Annotated in this window: 23 protein-coding genes; 6 read left to right on the top strand and 17 right to left on the bottom strand. The window is 61.9% G+C overall.

Annotation, left to right across the window (positions count from 1 at the left end):
• Positions 1-45: 45 nt before the first annotated feature.
• Positions 46-696, bottom strand: a complete 651-nt coding sequence (locus ACXX81_RS23515; protein ID WP_458572481.1) for a DUF1120 domain-containing protein — start codon at positions 694-696, stop codon at positions 46-48.
• 447 nt (positions 697-1143) lie between these two features.
• Here ACXX81_RS23515 and ppx point away from each other — a divergent pair, with 447 nt between their 5' ends.
• On the top strand, positions 1144-2646 hold the full coding sequence (ppx, locus tag ACXX81_RS23510) for an exopolyphosphatase (protein ID WP_209986242.1): 1503 nt from the start codon (positions 1144-1146) through the stop codon (positions 2644-2646).
• 126 nt (positions 2647-2772) lie between these two features.
• Here the strand turns inward: ppx and ppk1 are convergent, their stop codons facing one another.
• The gene (gene ppk1, locus ACXX81_RS23505; protein WP_209986245.1) at positions 2773-4995 is read right to left on the bottom strand and encodes a polyphosphate kinase 1; all 2223 of its coding nucleotides are present in this window, start codon (positions 4993-4995) and stop codon (positions 2773-2775) included.
• A gap of 18 nt (positions 4996-5013) precedes the next feature.
• Positions 5014-6027, bottom strand: a complete 1014-nt coding sequence (hemB, locus tag ACXX81_RS23500; protein WP_322212156.1) for a porphobilinogen synthase — start codon at positions 6025-6027, stop codon at positions 5014-5016.
• Between the two features lie 208 nt (positions 6028-6235).
• Here hemB and ACXX81_RS23495 point away from each other — a divergent pair, with 208 nt between their 5' ends.
• Positions 6236-6877: a DedA family protein gene (locus ACXX81_RS23495; protein WP_458572480.1), complete on the top strand. Its 642-nt coding sequence runs from the start codon at positions 6236-6238 to the stop codon at positions 6875-6877.
• A gap of 104 nt (positions 6878-6981) precedes the next feature.
• Positions 6982-7647, top strand: coding sequence for an isoprenoid biosynthesis glyoxalase ElbB (elbB, locus tag ACXX81_RS23490; RefSeq protein WP_209986255.1), 666 nt, complete (start codon positions 6982-6984; stop codon positions 7645-7647).
• A gap of 3 nt (positions 7648-7650) precedes the next feature.
• On the opposite strand, the gene ACXX81_RS23485 is transcribed toward elbB, so the two are convergent.
• The 5 genes from ACXX81_RS23485 to ACXX81_RS23465 form a co-directional block, all read right to left on the bottom strand.
• Complete coding sequence (locus ACXX81_RS23485) at positions 7651-8106, bottom strand: YaiI/YqxD family protein (RefSeq protein ID WP_458572479.1); 456 nt, start codon at positions 8104-8106, stop codon at positions 7651-7653.
• Between the two features lie 159 nt (positions 8107-8265).
• Entirely contained in the window at positions 8266-10134 is a 1869-nt protein-coding gene (locus ACXX81_RS23480; RefSeq protein ID WP_458572478.1) for an FTR1 family protein, read from the bottom strand.
• Between the two features lie 138 nt (positions 10135-10272).
• Positions 10273-10905, bottom strand: coding sequence for a LysE family transporter (locus ACXX81_RS23475; RefSeq protein WP_209986263.1), 633 nt, complete (start codon positions 10903-10905; stop codon positions 10273-10275).
• Positions 10906-10978: 73 nt separating this feature from the next.
• The gene (locus tag ACXX81_RS23470) at positions 10979-11542 is read right to left on the bottom strand and encodes a mechanosensitive ion channel family protein (protein WP_057006403.1); all 564 of its coding nucleotides are present in this window, start codon (positions 11540-11542) and stop codon (positions 10979-10981) included.
• Entirely contained in the window at positions 11542-13452 is a 1911-nt protein-coding gene (locus tag ACXX81_RS23465; RefSeq protein ID WP_209986266.1) for an ATP-binding cassette domain-containing protein, read from the bottom strand. The genes ACXX81_RS23470 and ACXX81_RS23465 overlap by 1 nt, the downstream gene beginning before the upstream one ends.
• A gap of 50 nt (positions 13453-13502) precedes the next feature.
• Here ACXX81_RS23465 and ACXX81_RS23460 point away from each other — a divergent pair, with 50 nt between their 5' ends.
• Positions 13503-13967: a TIGR02444 family protein gene (locus ACXX81_RS23460; RefSeq protein WP_209986271.1), complete on the top strand. Its 465-nt coding sequence runs from the start codon at positions 13503-13505 to the stop codon at positions 13965-13967.
• Here ACXX81_RS23460 and ACXX81_RS23455 read toward each other — a convergent pair.
• On the bottom strand, positions 13964-15109 hold the full coding sequence (locus ACXX81_RS23455; protein WP_458572477.1) for an AlgP family protein: 1146 nt from the start codon (positions 15107-15109) through the stop codon (positions 13964-13966). The genes ACXX81_RS23460 and ACXX81_RS23455 overlap by 4 nt on opposite strands.
• A gap of 192 nt (positions 15110-15301) precedes the next feature.
• Here ACXX81_RS23455 and ACXX81_RS23450 point away from each other — a divergent pair, with 192 nt between their 5' ends.
• Positions 15302-15979, top strand: a complete 678-nt coding sequence (locus ACXX81_RS23450; RefSeq protein ID WP_209986279.1) for an FKBP-type peptidyl-prolyl cis-trans isomerase — start codon at positions 15302-15304, stop codon at positions 15977-15979.
• Between the two features lie 49 nt (positions 15980-16028).
• On the opposite strand, the gene rsd is transcribed toward ACXX81_RS23450, so the two are convergent.
• The 8 genes from rsd to ACXX81_RS23410 all read right to left on the bottom strand — a co-directional run bounded on the left by rsd (position 16029) and on the right by ACXX81_RS23410 (position 22884).
• Positions 16029-16487 carry a sigma D regulator gene (gene rsd / locus ACXX81_RS23445; protein WP_169896174.1) on the bottom strand — a complete coding sequence of 153 codons (459 nt, stop codon included), beginning with the start codon at positions 16485-16487 and terminating at the stop codon, positions 16029-16031.
• 206 nt (positions 16488-16693) lie between these two features.
• Positions 16694-17215 carry a disulfide bond formation protein B gene (locus ACXX81_RS23440; protein WP_231422801.1) on the bottom strand — a complete coding sequence of 174 codons (522 nt, stop codon included), beginning with the start codon at positions 17213-17215 and terminating at the stop codon, positions 16694-16696.
• Positions 17216-17451: 236 nt separating this feature from the next.
• On the bottom strand, positions 17452-18693 hold the full coding sequence (locus tag ACXX81_RS23435; protein ID WP_209986282.1) for a heme biosynthesis protein HemY: 1242 nt from the start codon (positions 18691-18693) through the stop codon (positions 17452-17454).
• A gap of 5 nt (positions 18694-18698) precedes the next feature.
• Positions 18699-19814, bottom strand: a complete 1116-nt coding sequence (locus tag ACXX81_RS23430; RefSeq protein ID WP_458572476.1) for a uroporphyrinogen-III C-methyltransferase — start codon at positions 19812-19814, stop codon at positions 18699-18701.
• 18 nt (positions 19815-19832) lie between these two features.
• Complete coding sequence (locus tag ACXX81_RS23425; RefSeq protein ID WP_458572475.1) at positions 19833-20591, bottom strand: uroporphyrinogen-III synthase; 759 nt, start codon at positions 20589-20591, stop codon at positions 19833-19835.
• Positions 20588-21529, bottom strand: coding sequence for a hydroxymethylbilane synthase (hemC, locus tag ACXX81_RS23420; protein ID WP_231422790.1), 942 nt, complete (start codon positions 21527-21529; stop codon positions 20588-20590). Before hemC ends, ACXX81_RS23425 begins: the two co-directional genes overlap by 4 nt.
• Before the next feature lie 95 nt (positions 21530-21624).
• Positions 21625-22371, bottom strand: a complete 747-nt coding sequence (locus ACXX81_RS23415; RefSeq protein ID WP_209986288.1) for a LytR/AlgR family response regulator transcription factor — start codon at positions 22369-22371, stop codon at positions 21625-21627.
• Positions 22372-22644: 273 nt separating this feature from the next.
• A complete protein-coding gene (locus ACXX81_RS23410; RefSeq protein WP_209986291.1) occupies positions 22645-22884 on the bottom strand; it encodes a hypothetical protein in 240 nt (79 codons plus the stop codon).
• On the opposite strand from ACXX81_RS23410, the gene argH reads away from it, so the two are divergent.
• On the top strand, positions 22871-24265 hold the full coding sequence (gene argH / locus ACXX81_RS23405) for an argininosuccinate lyase (RefSeq protein WP_057006391.1): 1395 nt from the start codon (positions 22871-22873) through the stop codon (positions 24263-24265). The genes ACXX81_RS23410 and argH overlap by 14 nt on opposite strands.
• Positions 24266-24289 lie beyond the last annotated feature (24 nt).

Genomic DNA, 24289 nt, shown 5'->3' with positions numbered 1-24289 from the left:
GCCGACAAGAAATGAATCGCTTCTTTATCGGCTGCACACTGTTACTTAGAGGTAACTCAGCACCAGCGTGGCGCGACCGTCGATAGTGACGTCACTGCTCAAGTTCAGGTCCTGTGCCTTGTTGATAACCGCCTTGACGGCAATGGTGCCGGTCATTTGAGTCACCGATACCGGGCTGAGAGATGAACTGTTGCGCCACGAATACTGGCTGGGCACCTGGGCAACGTTGCCGTCGCTGGTTTGCCAGGCACCGCTGCTGCTGGTTCGCATGATGGGATAGAGAGTTGTGGCCGAAGACCTCAGGTCTTTCAGGGTGATCGAGTAGCCACCGGTTCGCCTGCTGGCGACAGAGCCGAGGCCATAGTTCTGCGCTTCGGTGAAGCCTGCGCCCAGGATACCAGGGACCTTGCTGCCGGCTTGCAGGTCGGTAAACGCCAGCCCGAACCTGGCGGGTGTGGAACCGCAGTTGATCGACAGCGAGGTGGTGCGCTCTTCACGCGGATTGAACGCCGTTTGCGACAACTCGCCGGAACGAATGACGCCGTAATCGATGGTACCGCTCCCCGTCAAACTGAGGTTGCAGGAGGCCGGTGTGATCGTCCCCCTGACAGACAACTGGGCACTGGTGGAGGCCTGGGCATTGACCGCAGCCGCCAGACACGCAATAACAAATGTCATTCCAACAATGTTTTTCATAATCATCCTGTCACTGAGAGTTATCAGGTGCATTTACTGTTTTTGAATTCCAAAAGCATAAATAAATAACACCACGGCAAAATCGCCGAGTGACAGTCTGTCGCTTTGTCAGCCCGCAAAAGAATAAGACAACACGTCAATTACTGTGGGAACCATTAAAACCAACTGCCGTTTTAAACGCCCTGCGGCTGTAAGCAAACTCAAAACACAGATGAGAACTTAATCGTTGCAGTTGTAGCCGGAATCGCCGTCAGCTTTACAACAGCGCAAGGTCAAAAATTCCTACATAGTCATCCGCAACTTTCAACATAGGTACAGAGCAACAGCCTAAATTTCCTGCAACACCCCTCTGCAAAAGGCCTCAGGAAAATTACCGCAGCACTACGCGTTGGCGCCAGCGGTCGATCGTGGCACGATGGCAAGGTTATCGACCGAGAGCCCCAAACCATGCCGCAATCCCAAGCCAAGAATCTGTCCCTGATCGCTGCCATAGACCTGGGCTCCAACAGCTTTCACATGGTCGTGGCCAAGGCCCAGAACGGAGAGATCCGCATCCTTGAGCGGCTCGGCGAAAAAGTGCAGTTGGCGGCCGGCATCGACGACGCGCGCCAGCTCAACGAAGAATCCATGCAGCGCGGGCTCGATTGCCTCAAGCGCTTTGCCCAACTGATCAACGGCATGCCACTGGGCGCGGTGCGCATCGTCGGCACCAACGCCCTGCGTGAAGCGCGCAACCGGGGCGAATTCATCCGCCGCGCCGAAGAGATCCTCGGTCACCCGGTGGAAGTCATCTCCGGCCGTGAAGAAGCGCGCCTGATCTACCTCGGCGTGTCCCACACCCTCGCAGACACCCCCGGCAAGCGTCTGGTGGCGGACATCGGCGGCGGCAGTACCGAGTTCATCATCGGTCAGCGATTCGAGCCACTGCTGCGTGAAAGCCTGCAGATGGGCTGCGTCAGCTACACCCAGCGTTATTTCAAGGACGGCAAGATCACCCCGGCGCGCTATGCCCAGGCCTACACCGCCGCGCGGCTGGAGATCATGAGCATCGAGCATGCCCTGCACCGCCTCACCTGGGATGAGGCCATTGGCTCCTCCGGCACCATCCGCGCCATCGGCCTGGCCCTGAAGGCCGGCGGCCATGGCACCGGCGAAGTGAATGCCGAAGGGCTGGCGTGGCTCAAGCGCAAACTGTTCAAGCTGGGCGATATCGAGAAAATCGACTTCGACGGCATCAAGCCCGACCGCCGCGCCATCTTCCCGGCCGGCCTTGCGATTCTCGAAGCGATCTTCGACGCCCTCGAGCTGCAACGCATGGACCACTGCGACGGCGCCCTGCGTGAAGGCGTGCTGTACGACCTGCTGGGCCGTCATCACCACGAAGACGTGCGCGAGCGCACCCTCACCTCGTTGATGGAGCGTTATCACGTCGACCAGGAACAGGCCGCCCGCGTGGAGCGCAAGGCGCTGCATGCGTTCGACCAGGTGGCCGCCGACTGGGACCTGGAAGACGGCGTCTGGCGCGAACTGCTGGGCTGGGCCGCCAAGGTGCATGAGGTGGGCCTGGACATCGCCCACTACCATTACCACAAGCACGGCGCCTACCTGATCGAGCACTCGGACCTCGCCGGCTTTTCCCGGGAAGACCAGCAAATGCTTGCGCTGCTGGTGCGCGGCCATCGCCGTAACATTCCCAAGGACAAGTTCGCCGAGTTCGGCGACGACGGCATCAAGCTGATCCGCCTGTGTGCGCTGCTGCGCTTTGCGATCCTGTTCCACCACATCCGTGGCACCCAGGAAATGCCCCAGGTCACCCTGCGCGCCAACGGCGACAGCCTGGACGTGGTGTTCCCCGAAGGCTGGCTGGACGAGAACCAACTGACCCAGGCGGACTTCGCCCAGGAAGCCGAGTGGCTGACGCGGGTGGGGTTCAGCCTGAACCTGCGCTAAAGCACACCACAAAACAAATGTGGGAGGGCCTTGCTCCCGATAGCGGAGTGTCAGTACCAGATTCATTGGCTGACCCCCCGCTATCGGGAGCAAGCACCCTCCCACATTTTCAGACCCTATTGTCTGTTAGTTCACCGACAAAATCGGGCTACCCAGCTTCTCCAGCAACGTCGCTTGCGCACTGCGCGGGTTCTGGTTGCCGGTTGGCGTGTTGCGCACGTAGCGGCCGTCCGACTGCAGGCTCCAGCTGTGGGTGTTATCGGTGAGATAACTTTCCAGCTCCTTCTTGACCCGCATGATCAGCTTCTTGCCCTCTACCGGGAAGCAGGTCTCCACGCGCTTGTCGAGGTTGCGCTCCATCCAGTCGGCACTGGAGAGGAACATCTGCTCTTCACCGCCGTTGAGGAAGTAGAACACCCGTGTGTGCTCCAGGAAGCGGCCGATGATCGAGCGCACGTGGATGTTGTGCGACACCCCGACGATGCCCGGACGCAGGCAGCACATGCCGCGCACCACCAGATCGATGCGTACGCCGGACTGGCTGGCCTTGTACAGCGCGCGGATGATCTTCGGATCGGTCAGCGAGTTGAACTTGGCAATGATGTGCGCCGGTTTGCCGTCGAGGGCGAACTGGGTCTCGCGGGCAATCATGTCGAGCATGCCCTTCTTGAGCGTGAACGGCGCGTGCAGCAGCTTCTTCATGCGCAAGGTCTTGCCCATGCCGATCAACTGGCTGAACAACTTGCCGACGTCTTCACACAACGCGTCGTCGGAGGTCAGCAGGCTGTAGTCGGTGTAGAGCTTGGCGTTGCCGGCGTGGTAGTTGCCGGTACCCAAGTGCGCGTAACGCACGATCTCACCGGCCTCGCGGCGCAGGATCAGCATCATCTTGGCATGGGTCTTGAAGCCGACCACGCCGTAGATCACCACCGCGCCGGCCGCCTGCAGGCGGCTGGCCAGTTGCAGGTTGGACTCTTCGTCAAAGCGCGCACGCAGCTCGATCACCGCCGTGACTTCCTTGCCGTTGCGCGCGGCGTCGACCAGGGCGTCGACGATTTCCGAGTTGGCGCCGGAACGGTAGAGGGTCTGGCGCACAGCCAGCACATGCGGGTCCTTGGCAGCCTGACGCAGCAGGTCGACCACTGGCGTGAACGACTCGAACGGGTGCAGCAGCAGGATGTCCTGCTTGCTCACCACGCTGAAAATGTTCTCGCTGTTTTGCAGCAGCTTGGGGATCTGCGGGGTGAACGGCGTGTATTGCAGCTCCGGGTGACTGTCCAGGCCGGTGATGCTGAACAGCCGCGTGAGGTTGACCGGGCCATTGACCTGGTACAGCTCGGACTCGGCGAGGTTGAACTGCTTGAGCAGGTAGTCCGACAGGTGTTTGGGGCAGGTGTCGGCCACTTCCAGGCGCACGGCATCGCCGTAGCGTCGCGAAAACAGCTCGCCACGCAGAGCGCGGGCCAGGTCTTCGACGTCTTCGGAATCCAGCGCCAGGTCGGCGTTACGGGTCAGGCGGAACTGGTAGCAGCCCTTGACCTTCATGCCCTGGAACAGGTCATCGGCGTGCGCGTGGATCATCGACGACAGGAATACATAATTGTCGCCAGCGCCCCCCACCTCTTCCGGTACCTTGATGATGCGTGGCAACAGGCGCGGCGCCGGGATGATCGCCAGGCCCGAGTCGCGGCCGAACGCATCGATGCCTTCCAGCTCGACGATGAAGTTGAGGCTCTTGTTCACCAGCAACGGGAACGGGTGCGTCGGGTCGAGGCCGATGGGGGTGATGATCGGCGAAATCTCGTCGCGGAAATAGCGACGCACCCAGGTCTTGATCTTGGTGGTCCACTGACGACGACGGATAAAGCGAACCTGATGCTTCTCCAGCTCCGGCAGCAGGATGTCGTTGAGGATTGCGTACTGGCGGTCCACATGGCCGTGCACCAGCTCGCTGATGCGCGCCAGTGCCTGGTGCGGCTGCAGGCCGTCGGCGCCGGCCTGTTCACGGGCGAAGGTGATCTGCTTCTTGAGGCCAGCCACGCGGATCTCGAAGAACTCGTCCAGGTTGCTGGAGAAGATCAGCAGGAACTTGAGCCGCTCCAGCAGCGGGTAGGACTCATCCAGCGCCTGCTCCAGCACGCGGATGTTGAATTGCAGCTGTGACAGCTCGCGGTGGATGTACAGGCTGCTGTCATCCAGGTTGGTCACCGCGACCACCGGGGCCGGCGCAGGCACATCGGCGACCACGGCAGGCGGGGCCTGCTCAAGCTCCGGCGGGGTCTCGGCGACTTGTTCAACCACCGGGTGAGCGTCTTTTACGGCAACGTCGGTAAGTCCTTCGGTATTCATCGAGTGTTCCTGTGAGGGCTATTGTTGCTCTCTAAGCAATTGGGCTGCGCGGGCGGCAAAATAGGTCAGGATGCCATCGGCCCCGGCACGTTTAAAGGCAGTCAGGGATTCCAGGATTACCCCTTCACTCAACCAGCCATTCTGTATTGCCGCCATGTGCATGGCGTATTCGCCGCTGACCTGATAGACAAAGGTCGGCACCTTGAATTCCTGTTTGACCCGGTAAAGGATGTCCAGGTACGGCATACCGGGCTTGACCATCACCATGTCGGCGCCTTCGGCCAGGTCGGCCGCCACTTCGTGCAGGGCCTCATGGCTGTTGGCCGGGTCCATCTGGTACGAGGCCTTGTCGGCCTTGCCCAGGTTAAGCGCCGAGCCCACCGCATCGCGGAACGGGCCGTAATAGGCGCTGGCGTACTTGGCCGAATAGGCCATGATCCGCACATTGACGTGGCCGGCCAGCTCCAGGGCTTCGCGGATCGCCTGGATGCGACCGTCCATCATGTCCGACGGCGCCACCACCTGGGCGCCTGCGGCGGCATGGGACAACGCCTGTTTGACCAGCGCATCGACGGTGATGTCGTTCTCGACATAACCGTCCTGATCCAGAATGCCGTCCTGGCCATGGGTGGTGAACGGGTCTAGCGCCACGTCGGTGATGATACCCAGTTGCGGGAAGCGCTCGCGCAGGGCGCGGGTAGCGCGCTGCGCAATGCCTTGCGGGTTCCAGGCTTCGGCGGCATCCAGAGACTTGAGCGCAGGCGGCGTCACGGGAAACAGCGCCAGCGCCGGGATCCCCAGTTCAACCCACTGCGCCGCTTCTTCAAGCAGCAGATCAAGGGTCAAGCGCTCCACACCCGGCATCGACGCCACCGCTTCCCGGCGATTTTCACCGTCGAGCACAAACACCGGCAGGATCAGGTCATTCGTCGTCAGCACATGTTCACGCACCAGGCGGCGAGAAAAATCATCACGACGATTGCGACGCAGACGAGTGGCGGGGAACAGGCGATTGGCAGGGGTAAAGCTCACGACAGACTCCTGAGCCCGCGTTTCACGGGCGAGCGTTGCAGTTATAAGCGGCCATTATGACGAAGGAATGACAGTTGTGCTTATCGGCGCGACCTGTAGGCACATTCGTCATTCACGTAGGAATTGTTCACTTCGTGACACATCTCGATACTTTCATGAATCTTCGTGAAGGCGTAGGCTGCGCGTTCATTTCGCCAGCACCCAGACCATGCTTCAACAATTTCTGCATGACTTCGGCTACTTTGCCCTCTTCCTCGGCACGTTCTTCGAAGGTGAGACCATTCTGGTACTCGCAGGCTTCCTGGCGTTCCGTGAATACATGGACATCAACCTGGTGGTGGTGGTGGCCTTTTTCGGCAGCTACGCCGGCGACCAGCTTTGGTATTACATGGGCCGCAAGCACGGCCGCAAATTGCTGGCGCGCAAGCCGCGCTGGCAATTGATGGGTGACAAGGCCCTGGAGCACATCCGCAAGCACCCGGATATCTGGGTGCTGAGCTTCCGCTTCGTCTACGGATTGCGCACGGTGATGCCCGTGGCAATCGGCCTGTCGGGGTACCCGCCGCTGCGCTATCTGGTCCTCAACGGCATTGGCGCTGCGATCTGGGCAGCAGCGTTGGGCGCAGCGGCCTATCACTTTGGCGCTGTGCTTGAAGGCATGCTGGGCAGCGTGAAGAAATACGAGCTGTGGGTGCTCGGCGCCCTGATCCTGCTGGGCTTTGTGCTGTGGCTGCGGCGCCGCTTCAAGAATGCGCGGATTGCCCGCGAAGAATGCGCCCAGGCCAGGGCCCGAGAGGCGGCCGACCGCGTTGCGGCCGAAACGCCTGTCGAGCAAACCGACCGCAAATAATGAACACCCCGCCGCCGTTGCGATCCATCTAGAGAGCGTTCCATGCGCGGGGTGCCGGTTACCCGTCAATCGCCATCCCACGCCATCAACCAGGAGAAATGCCCATGAGCAAAAAAATTGCAGTGATCCTTTCCGGCTGTGGCGTGTACGACGGTGCAGAAATCCAGGAATGCGTGATCACCCTGCTGCGCCTGGATCAGCGCGGTGCTCAGGTCCAATGCTTTGCTCCGGATATGGCGCAGTTGCACGTGATCAATCACCTCACGGGCGAAGAGATGCCCGAGTCGCGCAATGTGCTGGTGGAGTCGGCGCGCATCGCCCGTGGTGAGGTCAAGGACATTGCTGAAGCCAGCGCCGCCGACTTTGACGCGCTGATCGTACCGGGCGGGTTTGGCGCGGCGAAGAACCTGTCGAATTTCGCCGTGCAAGGTGCCGCTTGCAGTGTCAACCCGCAGGTACTGGCGCTGGCCGAAGCCTTTGCCGAAGCCGGCAAGCCAGTGGGCCTGATCTGCATCTCGCCAGCCCTGGCCGCGAAGATCTACGGCCCGGGCGTGACCTGCACCATCGGCAACTGCGCCGACACCGCCGCCGCCCTCGACAAGATGGGCGCCACGCATCAGGAATGCGCGGTGGAGGATATTGTCGAGGACTACGCGCGCAAGCTAGTGAGTACGCCGGCCTACATGCTGGGAAAGAACATCAGTGAGGTGGCTTCGGGCATCAATAAGCTGGTAGATCGCGTGCTGGAACTGACTCACGAGAACGACTGAGGGTCAGGACTGGCGCATCAATTGGGTCAGAATACGGTCCAGTGAGTTGGCGAACGCCTGTTTGTCCTTCTCGCCATGGGGCGGCGGCCCGCCACCCATCTGACCTTGTTCACGCAGGTCGGTGAACAGGTTGCGCACCGCCAGCCGTTCGCTCATGTTGGCCGGGCTGAATTCCTTGCCACGCGGGTCAAGGGCGGTGACGCCCTTTTTCACCAGGCGATCGGCCAGAGGCACATCGCTGCAAATCACCAACTCGCCGGGCGTGGCGTGTTCCACCAGGTAATCGTCCGCCGCATCCGGCCCGCTGGGCACCACGATCAGCTTCACGCAGGCAAAGCCTGGCTTGATCTGACTCTGCCCGGCTACCAGAACCACTTCGAACCGGCGCTTGAGGGCGAACTTCACCACCTGATCCTTGGCCGCCCGAGGGCAGGCGTCGGCATCGATCCATACGCGCATACAGCATCTCCACACATGCAATTGTGGGAGCAAGCCCCCTCTTATCAAACACAAAATAGCGTGCTGATTTCAAACCCTGAAATTTCAGGCAGCCACAAAGGCTCCAGTTTGCTGCGCGACAGCGCTAAGCCGAAGACCCGGCGGAGCCTCCCACATTTTTTACCGGCTGCGGCGGTACAACACCACAATCGCCAGGATAGCCACCGCCTGCGCGCTTAACGAATACGCGTCGGCGTGAATCCCCAGCCAGTCGAACTCAAAGAACGCCACCGGCCGTGTGCCAAAGACACCGGCCTCCTGCAGGGCCTTGACGCCATGCCCGGCGAACACCACCGACAGCGCGCACAGCAGCGCTGCGTTGATGCCGAAGAACAGTGCCAGCGGCAACCTCGCCGAGCCGCGCAGAATCACCCAGGCCAGGCCCACCAACAACACCAGCGCCGTGGCGCCACCGGCCAGTACCGCGTTGTGCCCGGCCGGGCCGGCTTGCAGCCACAGGGTTTCGTAGAACAGGATCACCTCGAACAGCTCGCGGTACACCGAGAAGAACGCCAGCAGCGCAAAGCCGAACCGCCCGCCGCCGCCCACCAGGCTGCTCTTGATGTAGTCCTGCCAGGCCGCCGCATGACGGCGGTTGTGCATCCACACGCCAAGCCACAGCACCATCACGCTGGCGAACAGCGCCGTGCAGCCTTCGAGCAGTTCGCGCTGGGCACCGCTGACGTCGATCACGTACGCCGCCAATGCCCAGGTCGCGAGGCCGGCCACCAGCGCCAGGCCCCAGCCCACATTGACACTGCGCACCGCCGATTGCTGGCCGGTATTGCGCAGGAACGCAAGGATCGCCGCCAGCACCAGAATCGCCTCCAGGCCTTCGCGCAGCAGAATCAACAGGCCGGAGATATAGCTCAGCGACCAGCTCAAGCCGTCGCTGCCGAGCAGGTCGGCGGACTCGCCGAGCTTGCCCTTGGCCACGTCCAGGCGCTGCTGCACCTGTTCCAGCGGCAGGCCGTCCTGCAGCGACTGCCGATAGGCCATCAGGGCTTTCTCGGTGTCCTTGCGCACGTTGGCGTCGACGTTGTCCAGCGAGCTTTCCACCAGCTCGAAGCCTTCCAGGTAGGCCGCAACGGATAAGTCGTAGGCCTGCTCGTGGTCACCGTTACGGAACGCGGCGATGCTTTTGTCCAGCGTGGTGGCGGTGTATTCAAGCAATTGCGCGGGGCCGCGCGTGACCTGCGGTGGCTGCGCACGCTGGGCGCGGAAGGTCGCGGCGGCGGCCGGGCCGCTGGTGGTCAGCACCTCATTGGGGGTCTGGCGGGCCAGGTCAGCGAGGTTGAAGGGCTGCCCGCTCCTGGCCGCGGCCGGGTCGGCGGTGAAGCCCGCGAGGTAGGTGGCCAGGTCCCAACGCTGACGTTCGTCCAACTGATCGGCGAACGATGGCATATCGCTGCCTTCGATGCCCAGGCCAAGGGTGTTGTAGATCGCGTAGAGGCTCAGGCGGTCGAAACGCGCCGCGTCGCGCAGGTCACCAGGCGCAGGCTCCATGCCCAGCGCGGCCGGGCCGTCTCCGGCGCCGGTGGCGCCATGGCACACCGAGCAATGCTGAGCGTAGAGCGGCGCACCGCGCGCCGGGTCCGGCGTGATGGCCGGTGCCTGGCTGACTTCATAGGCCACCGCCAGCCTGGCGCCCAATTGCCGGGCCTGGCGGGCCACTGTGGCGGCGTCCGCACGGGCGCTGACAGCGGCCAGCAACTGATCGACGCCTGTAACCAATTCGGCGCGTTCAGGCTTTTCCGGCAACTGCGCGACCAGCCCCTGCAATGCGCCGATAGACTCCACTTGCTCGCGGTAGCGCGATGGATCCACCACCTCGCCCGCCGCCACGGTCGGTGGGTAGTCGGCGCTAACGTAGTCCAGCAGATGCAAGGCTTGTGGGGCACCTTCGGCGGTGGCGGCCAGCAGATTGAGGCTGCACGACATCAACCCCGGCAACAGCAGCCAGGCGAGAAAACGGAAGGGGGCGGTCATGAATGAATCTCAGGGGGAAATACGAAGTAACACTATTGTTCAGCTTTAACCGATTGGACTCAAGCTTATTTGACACCGCCACACACCACTGTGGGGGGACTTGCTCCCTCCCACAGGTTGATCTGTGTTCAGTGCACGTTATGCCGTGGCGCGGTGCAGGCTGGCGAGGAAACCTGCTGCCCCCACGAACAACCCGGCGAACGTGCGGTTCACGCGCTTCTGCTGCGTGGGCGTGCGCAACAGGCGCAGGACTTTGGAGGCCAGCCCGGTGTAACCGGCCATCACGATCATGTCGACGCTGATCATGGTCGCGCCGATGATCAGGTACTGGATCGCCAGCGGCGCCTGCGGATTCACGAACTGCGGCAACACCGCCAGCATGAACACCAAGGCCTTTGGGTTGCTGGCATTGACCAGGAAACCGCGAAACATCATGGCCATCGGCTTGCCGATCTGGCGCGGAGTGGCGTCATCGGTGAGGTCCATGGGCAAGGCGCGCCATTGCTTGATGGCCAGGTACACGAGATACGCCACGCCAAACCATTTGATCGCATAGAACGCGGTGGACGACGTCGCCAGAATGGCACCCAGCCCCCCCGCCACCACGGCAATCTGCATCGCCAGGCCCAGTTGCAGGCCAATGGCGTTCCAGTAGCCACGCGCAAAACCGTATTGCAGGCCGCTGGACATCGAGGCGATAGCGCCCGCGCCAGGGGACAGGGAGATGATCCAACTGGCGAGGAAAAACGCCAGCCATGTGTCGAGTGCCATTGCACACCTCAAGGGGGAGTTTGCTGTTGTGCCCTAAGCTAACGCCGCCGAATGAAGGCTGGCTATCAGTTTTTTACAGCGGCGAGATATTGCCGGGCCAGCGCCGCACCGAACGCTGGAAGAACAGGCTGTTGGGCACCTGCACAATGGCACTGTTGGTGCCGGCCTCTTCCACTTCGATCAACGTGGTGTAAAGCAGGTTGATCGCGACCACGCGCCCCTTAACGCCGGGCTTGTCGACGGTGTCCACCAGTTCGACGATGTCACCCAGGCGAAACGGCCCGACGGTAAAGATCAAAATCGCGCACAGCAGGTTGGACAACACCGACCACATGGCGAAAAACGCCACCGCCGCCACCGCCACGAACCCTGACAACGCCGTCCACAACACCGTGGCGGACACGCCCAGGCGGCCCAGCACGAAGATCAACGCACTGCCCATGATCAGCCAGCGCAGCCCACCGCGCAGGGGCATCAGCAACTGGGGCGGGAACGGGTAGCGCTCACCCAGGCGAGTCAGGCCCTTGGCAACGAAGCGTTGGGCAAAATAGCCGGCCAGCAGGATGAGCAGGATCTGCACACCGATCCAGATCGGCGCCACCCATTGCGCCGGCAGTGGCAGTTGCAGCGCTTCCATCAGGACAGCGCCTCCAGCTCCGCTTGCAGGGATTCCAGCAGTTCGAGGGCTTCCATCCAGGTTTCCTCCAACTGGCCTTCACGCACCTTGAGTCTGGCCTGCTCGGCCAGCAGGTCGCGCAACTCATCCTTGCGTGCGGCCTCGTACACGGCGCTGTCACCCAGGCTGGCTTCGATGCTGGCCAGGCGCTCGTGCACCTTGCCCAACTCAGCTTCCAGCTTGTCGGCTTCGCGCTTGTGCGGCGCCAACTGCTGGCGCAAGGCGGCAGCGGCCTGGCGCTGGGCCTTCTTGTCGGTCTTGTCCGGGTTGACTGGCGTGTTGCTGGCCGGCGCGTTGCGCAGACGGTAATCGGTCAGCCAGCGCGCGTAGTCATCCAGGTCGCCATCGAACTCTTCGACTTTGCCGTCAGCCACCAGCAGGAAGTTGTCGGTGGTGCTCTTGAGCAAGTGACGATCGTGAGACACCACCAGAACCGCGCCGCTGAACTCCTGCAGGGCCATGGTCAGCGCCAGGCGCATTTCCAGGTCCAGGTGGTTGGTCGGTTCGTCGAGCAGCAGCAGGTTCGGCCGGTCCCAGGCGATCAAAGCCAGGGCCAGGCGGGCCTTTTCGCCACCGGAAAAGTTCAGCACCGGTTCATCGATGCGCGCGCCACGGAAGTCGAAACCGCCGAGGAAATCGCGCAGGACCTGTTCACGTTCGGTCGGCGCCAGCCGCTGCAGGTGCAGCAACGGGCTGGCCTTGGAATCGAGCGAGTCGAGCTGGTGCTGGGCGAAGTAGCCCACCACAGTGTTTTCGCCGCGGGTGAGGCGGCCGGCCAGCGGCGAAAGCTCACCGGACAGGTTCTTGATCAGCGTCGACTTGCCCGCGCCGTTGGGGCCGAGCAAACCAATGCGCGCGCCCGGCGTAAGCTGCAGCCGGACCTTCTCCAGGATGGTCTTGTCGCCGTAACCCAGGCGCGCATCCGAGAGGTCCAGCAACGGGCTGGAGATTTTCACCGACTCGCGGAACACGAAGTCGAACGGCGAATCCACGTGGGCCGCCGACAGTTCTTCCATGCGCTCCAGGGCCTTGATGCGGCTCTGTGCCTGGCGCGCCTTGGTGGCCTGGGCCTTGAACCTTGCGATGTAGCTTTCCATGTGCGCCCGCTGCGCCTGTTGTTTCTCGAACGCCTGTTGCTGCTGGGCCAGGCGTTCGGCGCGCGCGCGCTCGAAGGCGGTGTAGCCGCCACGGTAGAGGGTGATTTTCTTCTGTTCGACGTGGGCGATGTTGTCGACCACGGCGTCAAGGAAATCCCGGTCGTGGGAAATCAGCAGCAAGGTGCCCTGGTAGTTCTTGAGGAAGTCTTCCAGCCACAGGATCGCATCGAGGTCCAGGTGGTTGGTCGGCTCATCGAGCAGCAGCAGGTCGGAGGGGCACATCAGCGCCTGGGCCAGGTTGAGGCGCATGCGCCAGCCGCCGGAGAAGTCGGCGACCGGACGGTCCATCTGTTCGTTGGCAAACCCCAGGCCGGCGAGCATTTTGCGCGCGCGGGCGTCGGCGGTGTAGCCATCGGCGCTGTCCAGCTCGGCGTGCAGGCGGGCCTGGGCGGCGCCGTCCTGGGCTTTCTCGGCCTCGGCGAGGTCGTGTTGCACCTGACGCAGACGCAGGTCGCCATCGAGCACGTAGTCGATCGCGATGCGGTCCAGGGTGTCGATCTCCTGGCGCATATGGGCGATGCGCCAGTCGGCCGGCAGCAGGCAGTCTCCGGAATCCGGGGTCAGCTCACCGAGCAACAAGGCGAACAACGTGGATTTTCCGGCGCCATTGGCACCGATCAGGCCGGCTTTGTGACCGGCGTGCAGGGTCAGCTCGGCATCTTCAAGAAGACGTTGCGGGCCACGCTGTAATGTTAGGCTTTGAAGTCGGATCATAATGGCGGCGGAGTCTACCAGCTTCGTTGGCCGCTGGCTTGGGTGTGAATATGTGCGCTGACCTGTGGAGCTTTGCCCTATCGACCTACGCCCGTCCCGGCGTCGAAGCCGCGTGCCTGCGCTTGCAGGAAACTGGCGCGGATGTGTGCCTCTTACTGTGTGGCGCCTGGCTGGAGGCGCGGGGCGTAGCGCCGAAGGCCGAACGTCTGGAGGCGTTGCAGCAGCTTGCTCGTCCGTGGCGCGAACAGGTTGTCGAGCCGTTGCGAGCGCTACGCGTGCAATGGCGTGAATTGGCGCAGCAGGAGGGTCAACTGGAGCCGTTACGCACGGCGGTCAAGGCGCTGGAACTGGAAGCGGAACGGGCGCTGTTGACTCGCCTGGAACAACTGGCGCAGGGCTGGCCGCAGGATGAGGCGAAGGGTCACTACGGATGGCTTGAAGGCCTGGCGACCGAAGTCGCCAACCTTGACCACAACGCGCTCCAGCAACTGCGCGTCGTGGTTGCCAGCACTTAGGAAGCGCTGGTTGGCGTGGTGCCTGGTGCTGCCGGTGCAGAGGTGCTGCTGGCCGGTGCGGTTGGAGCGGTGGATGCTGTCGAAGTAGCGGTCGATGCAGCAGGCTTGGCCGGTGCTGGTTTTGCAGCAGCAGGTTTGGCAGCTGGCTTGGCGGCCGGTTTTGCAGCAGCTGGTTTAGCAACTGGCTTGGCGGCCGGTTTCGCAGCGGCTGTTTTAGCAACTGGCTTGGCAGCTGGTTTTGCAGTAGCTGTTTTAGCAACCGGCTTGGCAGCTGGTTTTGCAGCAGCTGTTTTAGCAACCGGCTTGGCAGCAGGTTTTGCAGCAGCTGTTTTAGCAACCGGCTTGGCAGCTGGTTTTGCAGCAGCTGTTTTGGCAACTGGCTTGGCGGCCGGTTTTGCAGCAGCTGTTTTGGCAACTGGCTTGGCAGCTGGTTTCGCAGCGGCTGTTTTAGCAACTGGCTTGGCAGCTGGTTTTGCAGCAGCTGTTTTAGCAACCGGCTTGGCAGCTGGTTTCGCAGCGGCTGTTTTAGCAACTGGCTTGGCAGCTGGTTTTGCAGCAGCTGTTTTAGCAACCGGCTTGGCAGCTGGTTTCGCAGCGGCTGTTTTAGCAACTGGCTTGGCAGCTGGTTTTGCAGCGGCTGTTTTAGCAACTGGCTTGGCAGCGGCTTTAGCCGGAGCCTTCGCTGCAGCGGCCTTGCTCGCAGGCTTTTTAGCCGTGCTTGCCGCGACCGCTTTGGCTGGCGTACGCGCGCCCAGGGCCTTGGCGACGGCCTCTTTCACACGACCAACGCCCTGGGCCAGCTTCAGGCTTTCCTGAGCGTCTTTTTTCAGTTGGGCAATATAAGTGCGGGTCTCAGACTGGCGATCTTTGAGAGCGTCCAGCAAGTCTTCGAGTTCTTTGACTGCGTCTTTGGCCTTGGCTTGTGCCTTGGACTTGCCTGCAGTGGCGGCGTCTTGCAGTTTGGTGCGGGATTTGTGCAGCTTTTCCTGCGCTTTGCCGCGTTGTTTTTCCAGTTTGGCGAGCAGTTTTTCTGCATCGGCCAAGGCCTGGGCACAAGCGCTTTCCAGATGTTCGAGCAGGCTGCCCGACAGTTGTTGGAGCAAATGCAACGGGGTATTAACAGGCTTCTGTTTGGCCGACATGGTTTACCTCCTGACTGACGTGGGTGCGGCTCATACTAGCCCTCTGCTCTTACCGCCGCTAGCGCATGTTGACAGTATCGATTGACTTGCGTTGCGCCCTGCGAAAATTCTTATCGGCCTGACCGGAATCCACGACACTTTTTACCCTTCCACACTGGCATAATCCGTCGCACTTTCGGCGGGAGCATGCCCATGTCGCGTTACCTTTTTCTTGTGCTTGGCTTGAGTGTTTGCGTCGCTGACGCGAGCGAACAATCGCCGTCCAGCGCGGCTACCCAAGACCAGCATGACCTCGCGTACAGCCTGGGCGCCAGTCTTGGTGAACGGCTGCGCCAGGAAGTCCCCGACCTGCAGATCCAGGCCCTGATCGACGGACTCAAACAAGCCTATCAAGGCAAGCCGTTGGCGCTGGACAGCGCGCGTATCGAAAAACTGCTTGCCCAGCACGAGGCACAGACTGAGGCCGATGCACAGGCGCCCCAAAGTGAAAAGGCACTGGCCGCCGAGCAACACTTTCTCGCCAAGGAAAAAGCCGCGCCCGGTGTGCGCGAATTGGCCGATGGAATCCTGCTCACGGAGCTGACGCCGGGTAACGGCAACAAGCCGGCAGCCAGTGATCAGGTTCAAGTCAAATACGTGGGTCGGTTGCCGGACGGCACGGTGTTCGATCAGAGCACGCAACCGCAGTGGTTTCGCCTGGACAGCGTGATCAGCGGCTGGCGCAGTGCGTTGCAGCAGATGCCGGTGGGCGCAAAATGGCGCCTGGTGATTCCATCGGCGCAGGCCTATGGCGCAGACGGCGCGGGAGAGTTGATCCCGTCCTACACACCGCTGGTGTTTGAGATCGAATTGCTGGGCACGCGTCATTGAGCCAAAAAAAACGGTGCGACATGCGCACCGTTTTTTGTACCGCCAAGGGTCAGGCCTGGGTCACAGCCTCGTCCTTGTGAGCGTTGTGCAGCACTTCGATCAGGCAATCTTCCAGTTCGAAACGCTCATGCAACAATGCACCCAACTCTTTGAATTTTTCAGCAACACATTTGCCCGCATCACACAGGTCGTTGAAGGCAACGAGCTTCTCAGTGATCGCGTCGAGGCGAGGATAAAGCGTATCTGCCAACTCCAACCCACGCTCATCACCGAAGGCTTCTGCTTCCTTGGTCAATTGATCGTAGACGCCGAAATGGCCGGCTGACACGTAGTCCATCAGCACACCGCAGAAGTCCTGCAGCAATTCGCCGTTTTCGGCCAGCGCTTCGGGCTTGGCGCCTAGCGCATCGAAGGACCGAATCAGTTCGTGACGTGCCTTCAACCAGCTGTCTATCAGCTTGTGCACCCCACCCCAGCGTTCCTGGGCATTCCGGCAACTTTCCAACATGATGATCTCTCTTCCCTAGGGGATGCGTTCGCCTTGTGCCGCGCAACACTCAACGGTGAAGCGCCAGCCGCACGAAGCTGCAACTGACAATCGGTTTCAATGACGCGTGCGGGCCAGATTATGCCCGCATGACTATGGCTTCAAGGTACGCAGGACAGAAAGTTCATACAAGCGTTTAATCCCGTCCTACGAATAGCCTTGCACAGTCATTGCCTCGCAACGGCCGCTCGGCGACCGGACAACAGCGGTGAAAACTGCAGGATGCCCAGTATCAGCATCGCTACGAAAAACAACAGGCTCCACTCTGGAAGGCTCAGGTCAAACAGTGTCCAGTTGATCTCGACGCAATCGGCGGTGCCCCTGAACGTCATTTGCAGCGCCTGCCATGGCGACAGGTTTTCAATCATGTATTGCAGGTTCGGCCAGCAGTCGCCTGTCTGCTCCGGAGCGGCATTCTGCAACAGCACTTGGCGCGCGGCCGTAACGGCACCGAGTAATGCGCAGCCCATGCTCGCCAGACCGTAAAAGTAGCTGGCCGAACGTTTTGGATTATGGAGGGCGGCGAGAAGATTGATCAGCACGAAGGTGGCAATCAGGATGCGTTGCACCTGGCACAGGAAACAAGGCCGTAACAACGCACCGTACTCAAGATAAAAAGACGCACCCAACGTCAGCGCACCGGCCACGAAGGCCAGAAGAAACAAGGAGCGTGAAGGGGCCAAAGACATTGTTATCCGTACCGCAAGAGATAGGTCGTTACGGTAGAGGAAAGTCCTGCCGCCTTTCAATACGCGCAGGGGCAGACAATTCCGCGAGAACACAGGGATATGCCGTCAGACCCTGGATGACTTCAAGAAGCTGTCGGTAGGAATTTACTACGCGGCGACCTGAACCAGGTGTTACGCGGTAATTGATGGGTTGACCCTCAGAATCGTCCGAGCCAACCCACATCACTTTTCCTACTTCAAACCCGTGCGGGGACCGGCAAGGGAGACGCCAGAAGCCGGCTGTCCAACAAGCCCAGGCCTTCCTGGAACAACTGGTTGCTGCGCTCGGTATCGCCCAATTGAGCCAACAGGCGTGCCAGTTCAGCACAGGCCTCAGGATTGCGCTGCACCCGCAGGCTGCTTTCCAGGTAGTCACGCGCCTTGCCCCACAGACTATTCTGCAGGCACAGGCGGCCCAGAGTCAGCAACAGGCTGGCATCGCCAGGGTGGTCCTTGAGCCAGCCTTCGGCAAATTTCAGCTGCCGCGCCGGATCGCTGCCGCGCAGCAAACCGTAGAGTCGGATCAGGTGACTGTCGTAGCCGCGCTTGATAGCACCGCGCAGGGCTTCCTCGGCTTGCGCATCCGCCCCCAATTGGCGCAGTTGCTCAGCGTAGGCCAGTACCAGTTGCGGCTCCTGACGCTGTGCGGATGTCAGCTGCTGCCAAGCCCGCTCCAGCGACTGCAACCCCGCTTCGCCCTGTTCTTCGCGCTGTACGGCCAGACCGAGATTTTCACCCCAGGCGCGGCGCTCCAGTTCAGCCAGCTCGGCGGCAGGCAGCACCTTGTCCTTGCGCAACTCGGGCAGCAATCGGATCACCGACGACCAATCGCCACGCTGCTGATGCAGACGTTGCAACTGGCGCAGCACCTGCGCGTTATGAGGATGACGTGCATGCATGGCCTGCAGGGTGGTCAACGCGCCGTCGGTATCGCCGCGATCCATCTGCAACTGTGCATGACTCAAGGCGACCGCCAGTTCGGCCTGGGGCTGACGCTCCAGCGCGCGCTCCAACAGGCTGTCGCACTCCTCGTAACGCCCTTGCTCGTTGGCGGCGCGGGCGGCGCCGAGGTAGTAAAGCAAAGGCTGACGCTCCGCCTCGGCAGCGCGGTGCAGATGGCGCTCGGCGCTGGCCCAACGGCCTTCGGCGAGGTCCATCTGGCCTTGTTCGATTGCGATCTGCACGCGACGGCTGCGATTGCGCCGCGACCACGGGTTGACCACACCACCGGAGGTCATCACCAGACTCAGCAATACCCGCAGCAGGTAGATCACCAGGCCGATCACAAAGATCGCGACCAGCGTCGCCCAAAGGCTCGACTCATAATGCAGCAGGTGCGGATAGGTAATCAGCACGTAGCCGGTGTGTTTCGAAATGCCCACAGCCAGAGTCAGAGCAATGACAATCGCCAGCACCAGGATCACATAGAAACGCTTCATCGGCTCTACTCCTGGGTCGTCGGCTTGCTTGCCGACGCCTTGGCCTCATCGGCAGACAAATGACGACGCTCGAGGTAGGCCTGCACAGCAGCCAGGCTCGCGGCGAGGTCCGGCGTCACCACCGAAACGGCCTTGGGCTCAAGCTCGGCGATACGTGCCAGCATGGCCTTGCTCTGCGGATTGTCCTGATTGAAGTTGTCCTGCAACACACTGCGCGCCTCACCCAGCGAGCGGCTGTACACCGCCGATTCGCCATTGAGCGCCGCCCACTGCGCCTGCTCCAGGGCCAGGCTGAGGGCCAGGCGCACCTGATTCAGGCCCTGGCCTGCCAGCAATGGGCGAATCGTGTCGTCAGGGTTGAAGTTGATGCGGAAGTAACGGGAAATCTGTTCCCACCACTGGCTCAGGCGGTTTTGCGTATCGTCGGTAGGGCGCCCCTGGGACGCGGGCTCGGTGAGTGAATACTCCGGCGCGATAGCCGACAGTTGCACCACCTGATCACGCAGGGCCGCCAATTGCAGGTACAACCCGGTGCGGTCCGGCTGCTCGGTGCTGCGCAGCGCCGCCAGGCTCTTGGCCAATTGTTCACGGGCGGCGTAAGCGCCAGGATCGCTCTGTTCGCGAAGGATCTCGTCGGCACCCTGGACCAGCGACTGGGCACTGTTGATGTCCTGCAGGGCAGACAGGCGCAGGCTCGCCAGGCGGATCAGGTGCTCGGCCTCAGCCAGACGCCAATCCTTGCGGCTGGCGCCCAGCACGGTTTCCAGGCGCTGGTTCAGTCGCTGCTGGTCACCCTGCAATTGGGCAACCAGGCGCCGACGCTCTTCCAGTTCATCCGCAGCCGGCAGTTGCGCCAGACGCGCGGCCAGTTGCTGCTGGCTCTGCTTGAGGCTCTGGGACTGGTCGTCGAGGGTCTGCACCTGGCCCAGCTGTTGCTGGCTGCTGGCTTGCAGCGCACGCACCTGCCACACCCCCCAACCGCCAACGGCAACGCCTGCGGCGCCGAGCAGCAAGGCGACGATTGCCAGGCCATTACCACGGCGTGGCGCGGTAACCGGTGTCTCGTCCGGCGCATCGAGCGCGGGCTGAGTCTCATCTTTAGGCAAGGCTGTTTCGCTCACGTATCCGTCCTTTGCGTATCAGAGAGTGGGAACGGGATAACTCCGTAACGCCACTAACAAAGCCGCGGCACTCGCACCGCGACAATCCACAACTTTTTCTGCGCCGGCAGCCTGCGCCATCTCACAGACTCGCGGGCTGGGCACGAACAATGGCAACTGTGCCACCAGCGGCCAATCGGCGCCCGCCAGGGCCTGCAGGTGTGTAAAACCCTGCCCACTGCTGACCACCAGCCCGTTCAAGCGTTCCAACTGGATGCGTTGTACCAGCACCCGCGAATCATAGGTCGGAAGAAAACGCCGATACAATTCCAGATAGTCGACACTAGCACCTCTGGCGCGCAAACACTGCGCAAGCAACTCCCGTCCGCCTTCGCCGCGCAGGATCAGCACCCTTGCACCGGAACGTGAGACGGCCTCCTGCAGAGCGGGCAATGCGAGCAACGCCTCGCTGTCATCGCCGGTTTGCGGGCAGTGAACCTTGAGGCCCTGATCGGCCAATACCTGCGCCGTCGCGGCCCCCACGCTGAACCACGGCACTTGCCGCCAATGGGGTTGCATCTGTTGCAGGGCCGCGCGGGCGGCCGGCTTGCTCACGACGATGACTGCGCAATAGCGGCCCAGGTCACGGAACACCGCCTGCTGCTCGGGGGTGACGGGCAACGGTTCGATGTCCAGCAAGGGCAGGCTGCTGCTGAAAATACCGGCGTCGGCCAGCGACGCCGCCAGGGCCGTCGACTCCTCGGCCGGCCGCGTCAGCAGCACCCGCCAGCCGCTCACTGCGGTCCGGCCTCGCCGTAAACTTTTTGCAGAATGGCGCCGGCGCCTTTTTCCAGCAATGCTTCGGCCACCTGGATGCCCAGTGCCGTCGCTTCACGCTGTGGCCCGCGCGTCTCGGCGGTGAGCAGCAAACCACCGTCCGGGTCGCCAACCAGCCCGCGCAGCCACAGGTTTTCGCCCTCAAGCACCGCGTAGCAGGCAATGGGCACCTGGCAGCCGCCGTTGAGGTGTTTGTTCAGGGCGCGCTCGGCGGTGACCCGCACCTCGGTGTCCTGGTGATCCAGCGGCTTGAGCAACGCGTGGATTTCACTGTCGACGGTGCGGCATTCGATGCCTACCGCGCCCTGCCCGCCGGCGGGCAAGCTGTCTTCGACGCTGATCGCCGAGGTGATACGGTCTTCGAAGCCCAGGCGGATCAAACCGGCGGCGGCCAGAATGATCGCGTCATATTCACCGGCATCCAGCTTGGCCAGGCGGGTGTTGACGTTGCCCCGCAGAAAGCGGATTTGCAGGTCCGGACGACGCGTGAGCAACTGGGCCTGACGGCGCAGGCTCGACGTGCCGACGATGCTGCCAAGGGGCAGCTCATCCAGGGATGCGTAAGTATTGGAGACAAAGGCATCACGTGGGTCTTCACGCTCGCAGATACAAAAAAGGCCCAGGCCTTCAGGGAAGTCCATGGGCACATCTTTCATCGAGTGCACGGCGATGTCGGCGTGGTTTTCCAGCAGTGCGGTTTCCAGTTCCTTGACGAACAGACCCTTGCCGCCAATCTTGGACAGTGGCGAGTCGAGCAGCTTGTCGCCGCGACTGACCATGGGCACCAGACTCACCTTGAGGCCCGGATGGGCCAGCTCAAGACGAGCCTTGACGTATTCGGCCTGCCACAAGGCCAAGGCACTTTTACGGGTGGCGATGCGGATTTCGCGAAGAGACATTGAACGATCCGTACTGGGTAGATACGGCAGATAATAACAGCTCAGGCCAGTGCGCCTTGACTTGAATCAGCACGGGCAGCACCCCATCCGTGGGGCTAAAGCTGCTGCATCATCTTGCGCACGCCGGCGACATGGCGCCGACTCACGATCAACGCATCGCCATTGAGCCCTTTGAGAAATAACTGAAAGTGTCCCAGCGGCGTGCGCTGCAAACGTTCGATACGCTCACGGGCCACCAGCGCATTGCGATGGATGCGCACGAAGCGCTCGCCAAACTCATCCTCAAGCGCCTTGAGCGGCTCGTCGAGCAACACTTCGCCGGCCTCGTGACGCAAGGTCACGTACTTGTGATCAGCAATAAAATAGACCACCTGATCCAGTGGGATAAGCTCGATGCCTTTGCGGGTACGCGCGCTGATATGGCTGCGCGGCCCGTTACCGCTTTGGGCGGCAGGCTGAGTCAGGGCGGCCAGTTGCAGGCGGTTCGGGCGCTCGGCTTTTTTCAGGGCCTTGAGCAGACCTTCGCCGGCCACCGGTTTGGTCAGAAAGCTCACACCGCTGTCTTCCAGGGTCTGCGCAGAAAATTCTTCCTCTGCCGCACACAGCACCACCGCCGGCGGGGATTCGCGCTCGCTCAGGCGGGCTGCGACTTGCAGGCCATCGAGGCCCGGCATGCGAATATCGAGCAGCACTACGTCGGGCTTGAGGCTGTCGATCAGCGTCAACGCCTCTTCGCCGGTGGTGGCACTCGGTTCCAGGACTGTATAACCCTCGAGCTCTTTGACCAGACGGCTCAGACGCTCGCGGGCTTGGGGTTCGTCATCAACGATCAGGACATTCATATTGCGCTGGATTCCTGCGTGAGTCTCGCACAAGGATAGCGTAGACAGGTGCGGTGACTTGCGTCACAGCGATCCACGCTAAGACTGGTACGAACGGCAAAAAGTGCCCCGGCAGCGGCACCCATGTTTACCCGGACCTGTTCATTAGCGCCCAGGACCTGCTGCCTCCGGGCATCTTCGTAGGGTTTGCTGATACACAATCCGAATACCCCCTTTTTCAATGGACAGTCAGCCTCTGACCGCATTACCCGACTTTGGTGCGTTCATACACTGTCAGTCCAACTGTAGACGCTCGCCAGAACGATATTGCTCAATCGTCAAATATCGTATCAATAAGCCCGCGCTTGCAGTCTCGTCTCGGACGCGGCCGGCGGCAAGGCGCTTGGCCACCTCTGGCACAAATAAATTGCCGATCACCCGCAGCAGCGCCTCCAAGGGCAACCCTGTTATTATCGGCGCCACATTCCACGCCTCTTTCAAGCAGACCACGAGCGAATCCATGAGCACCGACAAGACCAACCAGTCCTGGGGCGGCCGCTTCAGTGAACCCGTCGACGCCTTCGTCGCCCGCTTCACCGCCTCCGTTAATTTCGACCAGCGCCTGTACCGCCACGACATCATGGGCTCCATCGCCCACGCTACGATGCTGGCCAAGGTCGGCGTGCTGACCGATGCCGAGCGCGACAGCATCATCGACGGTCTGACCACCATTGGCGGTGAGATCGAAGCCGGCACGTTCGACTGGCGCGTCGATCTGGAAGACGTGCACATGAATATCGAGGCGCGCCTTACGGACCGCATCGGCGTAACCGGCAAGAAGCTGCACACCGGTCGCAGCCGTAACGACCAGGTGGCCACCGATATCCGCCTGTGGCTGCGCGATGAAATCGACCTGATCCTGGCCGAAATCACACGCCTGCAAAAGGGTTTGCTGGAGCAGGCCGAGCGTGAATCGGACACCATCATGCCAGGGTTCACCCACCTGCAGACCGCGCAGCCAGTGACTTTCGGCCATCATTTGCTGGCCTGGTTCGAAATGCTCAGCCGCGACTACGAGCGCCTGGTGGACTGCCGCAAGCGCGCCAACCGCATGCCCCTGGGCAGCGCCGCACTGGCCGGCACCACGTACCCGATCGACCGCGAATACACCGCGCAACTCCTGGGCTTTGATGCCGTGGGCGGCAACTCCCTGGACGGCGTGTCGGACCGTGACTTCGCCATCGAATTCTGCGCTGCCGCCAGCATCGCCATGATGCACCTGTCGCGGTTCTCCGAAGAGCTGGTGCTGTGGACCAGCGCGCAATTCCAGTTCATCGACCTGCCGGACCGCTTCTGCACCGGCAGCTCGATCATGCCGCAAAAGAAAAACCCCGACGTGCCCGAGCTGGTTCGCGGTAAGAGCGGCCGCGTATTCGGCGCGCTGATGGGCCTGCTGACCCTGATGAAAGGCCAGCCGCTGGCCTACAACAAGGACAACCAGGAAGACAAGGAACCGCTGTTCGACGCCGCCGACACCCTGCGCGACTCGCTGCGCGCGTTCGCCGACATGATCCCGGCGATCAAGCCCAAACACGCGATCATGCGTGAAGCGGCCTTGCGTGGTTTCTCCACCGCGACAGACCTGGCCGACTACCTGGTGCGCCGTGGCCTGCCGTTCCGCGACTGCCACGAAATCGTCGGGCATGCGGTGAAGTACGGCGTGGACAGCGGCAAGGACCTGGCAGAAATGAGCCTGGAAGAACTGCGCCAGTTCAGCGACCAGATCGAGCAGGACGTGTTCGCTGTACTGACCCTGGAAGGCTCGGTGAATGCCCGCAATCACATCGGCGGCACTGCACCGGCACAGGTGAAAGCTGCGGTCGCGCGCGGCCAGGCGCTGCTCGCCAGCCGCTGAAACCATTGCAGGCGAGCAGCTCCC

This window comes from Pseudomonas sp. GNP013, assembly GCF_054343995.1.
The sequence above is the reverse complement of the archived record's forward strand: the minus strand, read 5'-3'. Positions and strand labels throughout refer to the sequence as shown.